This is a genomic window from Paenibacillus turicensis (assembly GCF_050461185.1).
In the GTDB taxonomy this organism is placed as follows: Bacteria; Bacillota; Bacilli; order Paenibacillales; family Paenibacillaceae; genus Fontibacillus; species Fontibacillus turicensis_A.
Window position 1 is genome coordinate 129,306 of the sequence record NZ_JBCMOR010000007.1, and the last position, 12,261, is coordinate 141,566.

At 38.7% G+C, this 12,261-nt stretch carries 13 protein-coding genes; 4 read left to right on the forward strand and 9 right to left on the reverse strand.

Annotated features, from left to right (window positions below; all coding sequences use genetic code 11):
• Positions 1-22: 22 nt before the first annotated feature.
• From ABE099_RS13075 to ABE099_RS13090, 4 genes are all read right to left on the reverse strand, one after another.
• Entirely contained in the window at positions 23-1,582 is a 1,560-nt protein-coding gene (locus ABE099_RS13075; protein ID WP_430031345.1) for an ABC transporter ATP-binding protein, read from the reverse strand.
• A 38-nt stretch (positions 1,583-1,620) separates the two neighbouring features.
• Entirely contained in the window at positions 1,621-2,205 is a 585-nt protein-coding gene (locus tag ABE099_RS13080) for an ECF transporter S component (protein ID WP_430031347.1), read from the reverse strand.
• 122 nt (positions 2,206-2,327) lie between these two features.
• Entirely contained in the window at positions 2,328-3,089 is a 762-nt protein-coding gene (locus ABE099_RS13085) for an energy-coupling factor transporter transmembrane component T family protein (RefSeq protein WP_430031350.1), read from the reverse strand.
• 56 nt (positions 3,090-3,145) lie between these two features.
• Positions 3,146-3,718, reverse strand: a complete 573-nt coding sequence (locus ABE099_RS13090; RefSeq protein WP_430031352.1) for a GNAT family N-acetyltransferase — start codon at positions 3,716-3,718, stop codon at positions 3,146-3,148.
• Between the two features lie 179 nt (positions 3,719-3,897).
• Here ABE099_RS13090 and ABE099_RS13095 point away from each other — a divergent pair, with 179 nt between their 5' ends.
• The gene (locus tag ABE099_RS13095) at positions 3,898-4,812 is read left to right on the forward strand and encodes an alpha/beta hydrolase (RefSeq protein ID WP_430031354.1); all 915 of its coding nucleotides are present in this window, start codon (positions 3,898-3,900) and stop codon (positions 4,810-4,812) included.
• Here ABE099_RS13095 and ABE099_RS13100 read toward each other — a convergent pair.
• A complete protein-coding gene (locus tag ABE099_RS13100; RefSeq protein ID WP_430031356.1) occupies positions 4,807-4,995 on the reverse strand; it encodes an aspartyl-phosphate phosphatase Spo0E family protein in 189 nt (62 codons plus the stop codon). The two genes, ABE099_RS13095 and ABE099_RS13100, sit on opposite strands and share 6 nt — an antisense overlap.
• Before the next feature lie 116 nt (positions 4,996-5,111).
• On the opposite strand from ABE099_RS13100, the gene ABE099_RS13105 reads away from it, so the two are divergent.
• On the forward strand, positions 5,112-5,615 hold the full coding sequence (locus tag ABE099_RS13105; protein ID WP_430031358.1) for a GAF domain-containing protein: 504 nt from the start codon (positions 5,112-5,114) through the stop codon (positions 5,613-5,615).
• Positions 5,616-5,743: 128 nt separating this feature from the next.
• On the opposite strand, the gene ABE099_RS13110 is transcribed toward ABE099_RS13105, so the two are convergent.
• Positions 5,744-7,147 carry an MATE family efflux transporter gene (locus tag ABE099_RS13110; RefSeq protein WP_430031360.1) on the reverse strand — a complete coding sequence of 468 codons (1,404 nt, stop codon included), beginning with the start codon at positions 7,145-7,147 and terminating at the stop codon, positions 5,744-5,746.
• A 178-nt stretch (positions 7,148-7,325) separates the two neighbouring features.
• Here ABE099_RS13110 and ABE099_RS13115 point away from each other — a divergent pair, with 178 nt between their 5' ends.
• Both ABE099_RS13115 and ABE099_RS13120 read left to right on the forward strand, forming a co-directional pair.
• A complete protein-coding gene (locus tag ABE099_RS13115) occupies positions 7,326-8,207 on the forward strand; it encodes a helix-turn-helix domain-containing protein (RefSeq protein WP_430031363.1) in 882 nt (293 codons plus the stop codon).
• 70 nt (positions 8,208-8,277) lie between these two features.
• Positions 8,278-9,141 (forward strand): DegV family protein, encoded by an 864-nt coding sequence (locus ABE099_RS13120; protein ID WP_430031365.1) that lies wholly within the window; start codon positions 8,278-8,280, stop codon positions 9,139-9,141.
• A gap of 401 nt (positions 9,142-9,542) precedes the next feature.
• Here ABE099_RS13120 and ABE099_RS13125 read toward each other — a convergent pair whose 3' ends face one another.
• The 3 genes from ABE099_RS13125 to ABE099_RS13135 form a co-directional block, all read right to left on the reverse strand.
• Complete coding sequence (locus tag ABE099_RS13125; RefSeq protein ID WP_430031367.1) at positions 9,543-10,697, reverse strand: phosphodiester glycosidase family protein; 1,155 nt, start codon at positions 10,695-10,697, stop codon at positions 9,543-9,545.
• Positions 10,698-10,812: 115 nt separating this feature from the next.
• Complete coding sequence (locus ABE099_RS13130) at positions 10,813-11,040, reverse strand: hypothetical protein (protein WP_430031369.1); 228 nt, start codon at positions 11,038-11,040, stop codon at positions 10,813-10,815.
• The gene (locus tag ABE099_RS13135) at positions 11,037-12,146 is read right to left on the reverse strand and encodes a GerAB/ArcD/ProY family transporter (RefSeq protein ID WP_430031371.1); all 1,110 of its coding nucleotides are present in this window, start codon (positions 12,144-12,146) and stop codon (positions 11,037-11,039) included. The genes ABE099_RS13130 and ABE099_RS13135 overlap by 4 nt, the downstream gene beginning before the upstream one ends.
• Positions 12,147-12,261: the final 115 nt, after the last annotated feature.

The following is a 12,261-nucleotide window of genomic DNA, read 5'->3' on the forward strand; positions in this document are numbered from 1 at the left end:
AAATCTCTTAGCACTTGCTGTACTAAGAGACTTTCCCATCAGCCACACGCCACTCAATTATTTGTTCCTCTGCAAACAACTGAGGTTCGTGGGTAATCATAATGATCGCTGCCCCCGTGGCGATAGCCTGTCTACACAAGCGTATAAGTCTAAGTACACCTACATAATCCAAACCAGCAGTAGGTTCATCTAAAATATATAGCTTACGTGGCACCATCATACTCCCCGCAACACTCAACAAGCGTTTCTCCCCCCCACTTAATAAAAAAGGGGAAATGCCTTGCTTTTCTGCTAAACCTATATCAGTAAGTATCTTTTCTAATTTGTGTAATAAGAAGTCAGGTGTTTCGTCCTTTGGTGACAGTCCTAATAACGAACGAGGACTATATAAAAGCTCATCCCCCACTGTATGAGCTACAAACTGCTGTTCAGGTTGTTGGAAAACATAACCGATTTGCTGAGAAAATTCGTATAGATTCCACTTTCCCATATCCATGCCTTGCCAAAACATTTGCCCTTTGGGTACGCGTAACAAGCCAGTCAGCAGCTTGGATAATGTCGTTTTTCCAGCCCCATTTTCACCACGCAACATCACCCACTGTCCCTGCTTCAACTGAACATTTACATCCTTAAAAACAAAAGGTAGACGCTTGTTATATTGGAAGGAAAAGTGCTTTAGCTCTAAAAGTGGCGTCTCATTGAGCGCTGGCACACGTCCTGGTTTAGGAGCAAATTCGGGATTAGGTATAAGTTGAGGTTTAGACGCAAGCTCAGGCTCAAGGTCAAGTTCAAGTGCATGTTTAGAAGGTAGTGCCTTTAGCCCCTCCTGATCCAGCAATAAGCCTAATTGAATGAGCTTTGTCCACTGTTCCTTAAGCATTATCGATGTACTTCCATCCATCACAATTTCACCTTGCTCCATGACGATTAACCTTGATGCCTGTGAAGCAATCTGATCCATTCTTCCACTAAGCGTAATGATGGTATGCCCTTGCTCTGCCAGCTGATGTAGCACCTGTAATAGCTTAGTTCGAGAAGCTTCATCTAAGTGGCTACTTGATTCATCAAATACAACAATTTTTGTATGCATGGCTAATGCTGAGGCGATCAAGGTACGTTGTCGTTGTCCACCTGATAATAAGCTCACATCGGCTTGGCGAAGTGCTATCAGATCGGTATCCTCTAAAGCCTTAGTTGTGTATTCTCTAACCTGCTCAACGTCATAACACAAGTTTTCCGGACCAAAGCTCACCTCTTCCTCCACACATCCAAGCACAAGTCCACCATAGGGGTCCTGCACAATCAAACTAATTACAGGAGAAATTTCCTTAAGATCGGCTGTTGCTGGATCATGACCATATACCTTAATTGAACCATGACGTGCACCACCACCTACTCTTGGCAAATAACCTGTCAGTAGTCCAGCCAATGTCGATTTGCCACTGCCACTCCCACCAACAATCGCCACCCATTCGCCCTCGTTAATACAAAGATTAAGGTTATAAATTATATCAGCATTGTCACTGGTATAGCCATAGCTTACATTTATGACTTCAACTACGGAATATGAATTCAAATCCACCAAGTCATTCAACAGCCTCTTACCCTTCTCTTCTATACTTATCTACCAATATTAAATCGAGATAACAGTCCACTTTTAGCAAGTAGGTCACCTAATATCTTACTTAAATAACCCGCCAAAATCATCCCACTAATAATACGAACCACAAGTGCAATCATTAAAATCGAGGTTCCCCATTTCGTATAACCAAACATTTGAGCCGCAAAGAAAAACCAGATTGGCACCATCGCTCCACCTAAAATAGACATTGAAATGTAATCCCAGCGCTTATAACGATAAAGTGCAAGCACTAACTCAACTACAATCATATAACATAAGGCTGCCGCAATTGCGGAAGGTATCCCATACGCTACACCTAAAAAGGATTGTACGATCGCACCAAAGCTATACGTAATGATTGCCGTTCCGGGTTTACGAATTATGTAACAGGCTAACACCCCATATAACATATAGATGCCTGTAATGGTTGAGGTTGCGATTGGCCCACCCACACTATTAAGCATTTGATTTACTGTGGACAGATACATGGTGACAACCGCATTCGCAGTGGCCAACATCGCCATGAGTACGATATCTAACGTTGTAAAGGACTGAAATATTGAACCTATCGATTTTTGCTTCATCTTGAAATCATCAGCTCCATTTTTAATTGTTAACCACAAATAATAATTTAGGTTAACAATTAAAATACGTCAAGCTATTTTTACACATACCTGTTAAAACAACTATACTTTTCTCATAAAATTTAGACGATACCCCATAAAAAACATAGGGACAACACACTTAAAATCATGACACAATAACCACTAGCTTGTATTTTAGGAATAGTTACATACGTACGAGTTGGATACGCACCAAATCCTTTGGCATCCATCGCCCCAGCAGTAATACTTATTCGACGGATTGCACCTGTAAAAATACTAAGTAAGCTTCCTTTCCACATATCGATAAACTCTCGCATACGTTGTGGTGCTTTTCCTCGGCGAAGCTTACGTGCAGTAATTGCCATCTTTGCCTCCTCCTCTAATAAAGGGACAAAGGCGAGCGCAACTGAAACACCAAAAACAAAACGATACGGAAGCTTAATATAATGGGTTAACATCACTAAAAAATGACGTGGATTTGTCGTTTCGATATACACCATAGAGGACAAAAATAAAATAATCATGCGAAAGCTAACGACAATTCCCGCCTCTATCGCATCAGTAGATACAGTAAAAAAAACTAAATTAAACCTTTCCCCACCTTGTGGAGCAGACAACATAGTTAAAATAAATAAGGGCAATGCAAAGGAGCCAATAAAAAGAAAGCGACGAAGCAGCTTCTCCCTATTTCCAGCAAACATGCATAATACCAATAAGCAAAAAAGAACAATGAAAGATGGTACCACTTCATCGATATGCATAGTAAGTACACTTAGACATAATAAAGCAACTAGCTTGCTTAAGGCATCTAAACGATGCATGACCGTATTAGCAGGACTAGCAACTGCAAAGCTGTTTTTCATAACCATAATCCTCCTTTCCTATATACAAGTTAGACTAATATCTTATTGTTACATCATCATCTCGCATTCATCTCATATTCTTCTTTCAACAACGAATACAGATATAAATCAACGAACCCTTCCTCTATTTTCTGGTATTGTCTTAATAGCCCTTCTTGCTGAAAATGAAATGAGGTTAACAGCTTCAATGAAGCTACATTTGTAGGTTGTACCAAGGCTTCAATCCGATTTAATCCCATAATTTCATAGCCATAGGATAACATTAAAGCAAGCGCCTCAGACATATACCCTTTTCCCCAAAAAGCCTTGCCTAGATCATAGCCGATTTCTGCCCGATAAGCACCAGATAGTTGCCATGTATTGAAGCCACAGCTACCAATAAGCTTCTGCTCCTCCCTCAGCTCAATTCCCCACCGCAAGGTATCTTCACATTCAGCTAAACCATTGAGTAAGGTTATCATCTCCAGCACTTCATCAGAAGTAGTGAAAGGACTCATATTCATATGCTTTACAACCTCAGAATCTCCCCAATATTGGAGCAACGTATCCGCATCACTGGCTTGCATTTTACGTAAGTTAATCCTCGGACCCTCTATAACGGGAATATTTCCTTCACATTTAAACAACATTTATCACCTTTTCCTTAGTCCTATGCCCCGCTAGGTACACGAAGCAATACGAAGCAATTTTGCATGATTTCTAGCAAAAAAGCAATCTGTAAATTACTTAAAGAGCACAAGTTAAGTTTTTGTTATATGGGCATCAAAGATACTATAATAAAACAAAGGGGATTACAGGAGGTTTTTTTATGGTTTACATTATTATTTTAGTTGTATTGCTTATAATTACAGTCATCCTGCTGGCTTTAACCCAAAAGGTATTTAATAAAATTACAAGGATGAAGGTAAAAAGTAGTGATGCTATTCTTCAGAGCTTGGAGCAAGCAGGTACCTTTACGAAGCAAAAATTCCATGAACTACCTAAACAAAAGGTACATATTACCTCTTTTGATGGTCTACAGCTTCATGGCTACATCATTAAGGCGGTTCATAATTCACCACGTTGGATTATTATCGTTCATGGTTATACGGCTAACCTGCACCTTTCAGCACAATATATTGATCTATTTCAACAAGAGGGGTTTAATATATTATTAGTGGATCAAAGACGACATGGTGAAAGTGAAGGGGAATTTTCAACGTATGGCTACAAAGAAAAATACGATGTAGAATCATGGGTGACAATGCTAACCACACAATATGGAGAAGAAATCATCGTTGGCTTGCATGGTCAATCCCTAGGCGGAGGCACAGTGCTAGAGTATTTAAGCATCGCACAACCTAATGTTAAATTTGTAATCGCTGACTGCCCTTACTCTGATCTGACAGCGCTAATCGAATACCAAATTAACGTGTTAAACAAGACGCCCCTCTTTCCATTAATACACTTAGTAAATTGGTCTTTAAAACGTAAGGCAGGCTTCTCTTTAGAACAGGTTAGCCCAATTAAAGCAGTGAAAAACAGTTTATTACCTGTCATGTTTATTCATGGCACAGAAGATACTTATGTTCCTACACAAATGAGCGTAGACATGTATAATGTGAAGCAGGGAGTAAAAAAGCTATTACTCATCCCAAAAGCGATACATGCGAACGCCTTTAGCGTCGACCCAGAGCTTTATGCAACTGAAACGATTCAGTTTATTCGTTCTAGTTTATCATGACCTACCTATCATTTGATATTGTGCTAATACGATATAATGATCTAGTTGTTGGCTCAAAGCGACGATGGCATCATTTGTGAATTCCTTCGTTTGTGCTGCTTCAACAAGTTGAGATCGTAGCTGTTCAATTTTTTGAAGGAGGTCATTACCTACTTTTTTAGTGTTAGATGTCTCATTAATCATAAGGATCACCTCATACTTCAATTGTTGTGATACAACTATGATAAAACATGTTGTCAAAAAACAACCGTGTCAAAAAAAAGCGAAATTTGTAATATATAAGGAGGCAATACTACTATATGTTCCAACCAAAACAACCCACAGCAGGCTCGCGTCAGGAGCAATATCAAGCTATCCTTTCTCAATTAAATGCTTTAATTGAAGATGAGCTTAATCCGATTGCCAACTTATCTAATGCAGCAGCACTACTAAATTTCCATTTAACTGAAATCAATTGGGTGGGATTTTATTTGAATGTTGAGAATGAACTTGTGCTAGGCCCATTTCAAGGGTTACCTGCATGTGTGCGTATTCCTATGGGAAAAGGGGTATGTGGTACAGCAGCACAGCAAAAGACTACACTTCGTGTGGCAGATGTACATCAATTTCCAGGTCACATTGCTTGCGATGCAGCATCCAATAGCGAAATTGTAATTCCTATTTTTGTACAGGATCAGTTATTTGGTGTGTTAGACATTGATAGCCCAAACAAAAACCGCTTTGATGAGGTGGATCAAGAGCAGCTAGAACAATTTGTTGAAGCATTATCACAACACTTATCACCAGTCGTATTCCCGTCATAACAGATCATACAAGGCAGGATAAATAAAATTAAAGCTACATACGATAAGGGAATTGCTTCATCTCCTTGGTGTATGTAGCTTTTAAGCTTGCTATAGCGAGTGTTATTTTTGTGTATTCGATATGTTTCCTATAGAGCTACATTAGCCGCTTGTGCTACCACCCTAATCTCTGGCTCCAATCCTAACTCGACTTCCTTTTTCTTCAGCAGCTTACGTTGCTTCCATCGAAAATATGAAAACACACCACGGATATATTCATCTGCAATCATACAACTATAAATGCCAATGATGCCAAAGCCAAGTCCGATCCCAAACAGATATGAACCTCCTGTCGCCACGAGCCCCATAAAGATTAAAGAAATATTCATCGTATATTTTGTATCGCCAATTGCATTTAAAGCATCGCCAATCGCCATATTTATGGCTTTACCAGGCTGTAGCAACAAGTTCATCCATAACAAAGTAACACATAAATTCAAAATCGCTTCATCCTGCGTAAACATCGCTAACATATATTTCCCAACTAGTACTAAAATAAATGAATTTGCAATCACTAACGGCAAAGCTACCTTCAAAGCCTTAAATACTGCACCGTATGCTTCTTTTGTTTTGCCCCCACCAAAAAGATGGGCAATTTGAATCTGCGCAGCTAGCGCCAACGAATGACCAAGCAAGAAACAAAACGACTCTAATGTATTCATGTAGGTTCTAGCTGCTAGCTCGGTTGTTCCAAGCGTGGCAAGAAATGAAAAGATAGCAAGCTGTGAAAATACCCAACTAGACATATTCACACCAAGCGGCCACCCAATATCAAGTATTTCTTTAAACAAACCACGATCAAAGATCCGAAAATCAGAAAATACAATTTTTCGTTGAAAAGTGTTAACAAAAATAACAAGCAAAATCACAGTTGCAATTAGTCTGCTCACTACAGTTGAAATCGCAACCCCTTTTAATCCAAGCTCTGGAAAACCCATCGCCCCAAAAATAAAGCAATAGTTTAAAATAATATGAATAATATTCATGCCAACTGCAATATACATTGGACCTTTGGTATTACCAGTATTACGAATCGCTGTCCCTAGTGTAGACATGATTGCTGTGAGAATCATCCCCCCACCTACAATCGATATATATATCTCCGCAAGTGATAATAGCTCTTCAGGCAAACTTAACATTTGAGCAATAGATCTTGGAAATGCAATTAGAACTACACTTAACACAGCGCCAATGACAGTTGTGACCTTCAAGGCGATGATGGCGACAGACCTAGCATCCTCTTCCTTCCTTGAGCCAATCTTTTGTGCTATTACTATCCCTGCTCCACTCGCTACAGTAGCAAACAACGTGGTAAGTGCGTTAAATAGCTGATTGGAAAAACCAACTACAGCAACCGCCTGATCGGAAATTCGACTAACCATAAGTGTATCTACCGTTCCTAATAAAAACTGCAAAAATACTTCTATAAAAATTGGCCAAGCTAGCAGCCAAAGTGTAAATTTATCCTTTTCCACATGATCAATTTTCTTCATTATTACAACCTCCAGATGTAGACCAAAAATGATGTACTTGCTTTATATTTGCACTATAAAACTTTTAGCATGAATCACATTATAGATGTTATCTTAAAAATCAGGTATCATTATAGAAACTCAATCTATCACGATTTAAACTTATCATTTTGGTGATAAAGGAAGAAGGAAATCGATTATGTATATACAATTTACCGCTCCCCCTTTACCTCACTACATTGTAAGCGGTATCTCGGAAATGGCTGTCGGAGACCGTCACCCCAATCGACAAAACATTGGTGTTTTTGATTTACTGGTAGCAAGCAAAGGTTGTTTATATATCGCTGATGCAGACCAAAAATATGAGGTTCATGCAGGACAATTTCTCATTTTAAGACCAGATAGTCATCATTATTCATATATGGGGTGTAAAGAGGAATCTACCCATCATTGGCTACATTTTCAATTGTTAGGGGATTGGAGTATTCATAATGAGGTCAAAGCAGAATATGAACACCAAGGTCCACCTATGACCCTATCTCCGTTCTCAACATCTAGCTATAAAATTACTGTGCCCCAATTTGCAAAGTTGCCACAACTCCCAAAAGTGATACAAATGATAAATACATTAACTCAAATGAATAGTCATATTCATTTACCAAGTGTACGTTTAAAGCAGCAGGCATTGTTCCAAGAGGTTATTTTATTGCTCTCCTCATCAGGGAATGAGGAAGCTCCTTCTCCACAAGCGATATGCGCGGAGCGTGCAGCATCCTATTTACGTGAACATTACCGAGAGCCCTTTTCGTCACAAGCATTAGCAAGCAATGTTAATTTTCATCCTGTCTACATTGCTCGTTGCATGAAAAAGGTATTTGGCTGCTCCCCTTCCGTATATTTAATTCAATTACGGGTTGAGCAAGCTAAGCTATTATTGCTACAAACCAACTTAACGATTGAACGCATTGCGGAGGAGGTGGGGTTTAATCAGGCGGCCTATTTCACAGCATGCTTTAAGAAATTTGAAGGGATCTCACCGAGGAAGTATCGACAACGCTTTACTTGGACAAAGGGGTCATAATCTTTTTGCTTTTTGAACTGATTCCCATCTATAATGAAATTATATTAAAAAGGTTATTGGAGGAAATGTATTGACACAGGTTAGGATTTTTGCAGATAGTACGACCGATTTCCCACCCCACTTGGCAGAGAAGTTTAATATTGGCGTTGTCCCTTTGTATGTTGTTTATGGCGAGGAGTGCTATAAGGATAAATTCGAAATATCGACAAACGAAATTTATAATCGCTTTCATACCGAGGGAAAATTACCACAAACCGCTGCACCAGCTCCAGCTGATTTTATCGCTGCTTTTACACCATGTATCGAGCGTGGCGAGCAAATTGTATTTATAAGTATGTCTTCTAAAATATCATCCACATACCAAAATGCAACGATCGCCGCTAGCGAATTTCCTAAAGGGAGTATTCATGTTGTAGATTCGCTCAATGTTTCTGGTGGGACGGCGTTATTAGTGCTGAAGGCTGCAAAGCTAGCTACAGAGGGAGCTACAGCACAAGAAATTGTACAAATGGTTGAGGAAGATCGAAATTTTATCGATATGGATGTGCTTGTAAGTCAACTCGATTTCTTGCATAAGGGTGGACGTGTATCTAGCGTTCAGCATATGATCGGAAGTCTGCTTAAAATTCGCCCTGTGCTTAAAATAAAAGAAGGCATTATTTACTCCGCTGATCGTTATCGTGGAAAAACTGAGAAGGCGGTCGAACGCATGTTGACCGGTTTTATAGAAAATGTGAACAAAATTGATCGTGATCTTGTAATTATCGCTCAAACCCTAGCTGAAAAAGCAGCAGATTATGTAAAAACAACTTTATTAGAAAAAACAGATATTAAAAACGTAGAAATTATTGAAGGTGGCTGTGCAATCTCTTGTCACTGTGGCCCTGGGACAGTAGCTCTTATGTATAAGAAAAAACCTTCATATGTAAATTAATCAACTTAAATAGTGGCTCTATTTATAAAATCACTACTTGACAATGACATGAGGCTAGAAGCTACGATCCAGAGCGTTCTTACGATTGTGTTAAAATCATAAAGCAATCCTCAGAATCGCTCTGTCTCTCCGCTAGTTTGGGCTCTGTTGTCAAGCACTGATTTCAAGATTGAGCCTTAATAGTTTGTTACAAATATAATTATACTTTAGCCTGATCCCCTCGTACTCAAAGACAAGGACATCAGGCTATTTTTCATTCTATTTTCCCACTCAAAGCATTGGTTCAATTTTAAAATTAGTGATTGCAACACATAATTTAAAGTCCCATTTTCATCATACTATTAATACTTTCAAGGAAATGGGACTTTAACAGCGGTTGAAATCACCCTCTGGAGCGCAGCCTATTTTTTCTTACCCGCATCTATATCCTGTGGACGTAAGCCATTCCAAATGTTTGGTATATCTACTTGTTCTGGATGCTCAAATACGAGAAAAGCTGTTGGCAAATAACGTTCGCCGTATTCGGAGGAAGGCTTATTCATGATTTCTCCACCTTTACCCACCAATACGGTAGATGATCCCCCGTCCAGATTTGCAGCAATAACTGCACCATGCTCTAGCATTACCTCCTGAACATCATATAAGCTTGCCCCAATGCTATAACCTGGCTGACGTCCATCAATAATGACAAAAAGAATAGAACCATCTGCTTTTTGCCCCATTGCAGTACGTGGCGCAATCCCCCAGCCTTCCTTCTGGTTTTTGATTTGACCTTTTCCATTAACAATAATTCTTGGCTGGAAGGTAACTGCCTCCTGCACGCCAAGCTTACTCAGCTCACTAATTGAATATCTACCAGCAATCATTTTACCTTGCTTATCTAAACCAACAATTTGTGCTGACTTTTTTGAACCCATACCGTTGTAGTACATTTTTCCTTGTGAAATAACAAGACCAATCGGCTTAAAACCATTCCCACGCCAATTGGGGTCATCAAAACCTCCGCCATTTACACCTGCAACTGCACCTAATCGACTCACCATACTTGATACCTTTTCACCTTTTCCACGTTTACCAGGTACACCAAGGCGAATTTTAGTAGGATCACTAACAGTTAGAACGTAACCATGGTAGCCTTTACCTGATACCTCATCTACCTTTACAAGTGGCTGGTTCTCTTCCTCTTTATCTTTTGGCGTCGTAATTGTGTGCGTATCTACTTCATCACCCATTTTGTCAAACTGAGCCTGATAAGCTGCAACTCTTTTATTAAGCTCTTCTTGACCAATAATATATTTAGCCCAGTGACGATGTCTTGTTGTAATCAACGTATCCGCAACCAAAAAGCGAAAGCTATTCCCTGAAGGAGTAAAGAAAAACCAAATACTAAACAAGGAAAGCAATAACAACATCACCGTAAAAAACACCTTTAACTTATAAAAAAAGCCTTTTTTCTTTTTCTTTTTTGTCGTCCTTTTACGATTGGGCGATTGCGTTTGTTTGGGCTTATTATGTTTCCTAGACGCTGTACGACTAGGCAATGATGTTGTTTCCATTAAAATTCTCCTAATCCTGATCTCAAAGTGTATTTACTCTATCTCACACATGATATACAGGATAAACGATAAACTGATAAAAAAAGTTTCAATAAATTAATATCATTACCTCCCATTAATGCTCCATCATGATCCATTTCTCTAGCTTATCAAATAATATTTTCACAAAAATATCAATTTGGAATACATTTCTTAGCAAAAACAATACTTCACACAATATAAAAAGAGTTGCTATGGTAATCAAAATCGTCCATTTCTTTTTTTTATCCTCATCCGATTTCTTTTGGATGCTTTTCCATTCAATCCAACTAATTGCAGCAAAAACAATGGCAAGTCCGATCATTTTTCTCCCCCTTGCTTAGCTGGCTTCTTTTTACCAAAACGGATAAGGTCAACTACAAGATAAAGGATAGGTATTAATTCAGCAATCATTAGCATCGTTGCAAAACCTGAAGTCTCTAACTCCAGAAATTGCGCACTGGATTGAACCACCACTAGGGACATCAACGAAACGGTAGCTACGACAGGCAGCACGATTGGCCTTGATTCCTTCAGTCCTAACATCTGACTGATCACCGTCGCAACAACATACATAATAAAACTGATTTTAATAAATATACAAATTACCCACAAAATAATGAGTAAAGGATCTAACGTTTCAAGAAATGACCCACTCCGCATAAAACGAAGCAGCTCTAAGTCAGGATAATTAAAGTTTCCAGCTAGATCAGGCCCAAATATAAGTAATAATGGAATGAGGTGGAACAAAATTGTCACAACAGCTACACCGCCAGCAGATCCTATTATTTTAAAAATTTTCTTGTCCATCGGAATGTGAGGAATGATAAAAATAATAAATACTACCTCACCAAAAACAGATGCCGTTGTATAAGTTGCTGGCCAGGTATGAATAAAATCAAGATGATTAATTAAAGCCTTTGCCATGTACCATCTTATATTTTCACTCACAAACAAGGGAATACTCAAAAAGGCAACAATAACAATAGGAAATAATCCTTCCGCAGCTCGGAAAACTGTCGTTACTCCGGAGTAGGCAATATAGGCAATAATTAAAGCACAAATAGTTATGATGACCCAAGTTGGCGTACCAATTAAATAAAATTGGATTAAAAAATCGCTAAGCTGCCACATATTAATGATGGCTATGTAAATTAAAGCCATAGTCATAAACAAAATAAAAAGTGGATGAAGCCACTTCCCAACAATCTCTTTACCATAGATAGCGAAAAATTCATCGGGTCGACGACGGCCTAATACAATCATCGGATATATAATGATTAATGCTAAAATAAGACCGAAAATTACACTTAACGGACCATTATAACCCCCTAATATTACAATATTACTGCTCAAAAAGGCGGTTACAGTTGTAAATAACTGTATGGCAATGAGTTTAAAAACTTGTCCTTTCGTAACCTTTACTTGCATCTTATAGCCACCCCTTAGTCCATCCTAACCCTAAATTTCATTAAATTAACATATTGTCTAAGTATCCCTTGTGATTCGCCTTTTTATTCCACTGTTGCTTGGATAAAGAACAAAA

Bases quoted from the DNA above. Each gene is read 5' to 3' on its own strand.
- ABE099_RS13130 (WP_430031369.1), bottom strand. From the start codon at position 11,040: ATGATCGGACTTGCCATTGTTTTTGCTGCAATTAGTTGGATTGAATGG.
- ABE099_RS13080 (WP_430031347.1), bottom strand. From the start codon at position 2,205: ATGAAGCAAAAATCGATAGGTTCAATATTTCAGTCCTTTACAACGTTA.
- ABE099_RS13125 (WP_430031367.1), bottom strand. From the start codon at position 10,697: ATGGAAACAACATCATTGCCTAGTCGTACAGCGTCTAGGAAACATAAT.
- ABE099_RS13090 (WP_430031352.1), bottom strand. From the start codon at position 3,718: ATGTTGTTTAAATGTGAAGGAAATATTCCCGTTATAGAGGGTCCGAGG.
- ABE099_RS13100 (WP_430031356.1), bottom strand. From the start codon at position 4,995: ATGATTAATGAGACATCTAACACTAAAAAAGTAGGTAATGACCTCCTT.
- ABE099_RS13095 (WP_430031354.1), top strand. From the start codon at position 3,898: ATGGTTTACATTATTATTTTAGTTGTATTGCTTATAATTACAGTCATC.
- ABE099_RS13085 (WP_430031350.1), bottom strand. From the start codon at position 3,089: ATGAAAAACAGCTTTGCAGTTGCTAGTCCTGCTAATACGGTCATGCAT.
- ABE099_RS13135 (WP_430031371.1), bottom strand. From the start codon at position 12,146: ATGCAAGTAAAGGTTACGAAAGGACAAGTTTTTAAACTCATTGCCATA.
- ABE099_RS13105 (WP_430031358.1), top strand. From the start codon at position 5,112: ATGTTCCAACCAAAACAACCCACAGCAGGCTCGCGTCAGGAGCAATAT.
- ABE099_RS13110 (WP_430031360.1), bottom strand. From the start codon at position 7,147: ATGAAGAAAATTGATCATGTGGAAAAGGATAAATTTACACTTTGGCTG.
- ABE099_RS13115 (WP_430031363.1), top strand. From the start codon at position 7,326: ATGTATATACAATTTACCGCTCCCCCTTTACCTCACTACATTGTAAGC.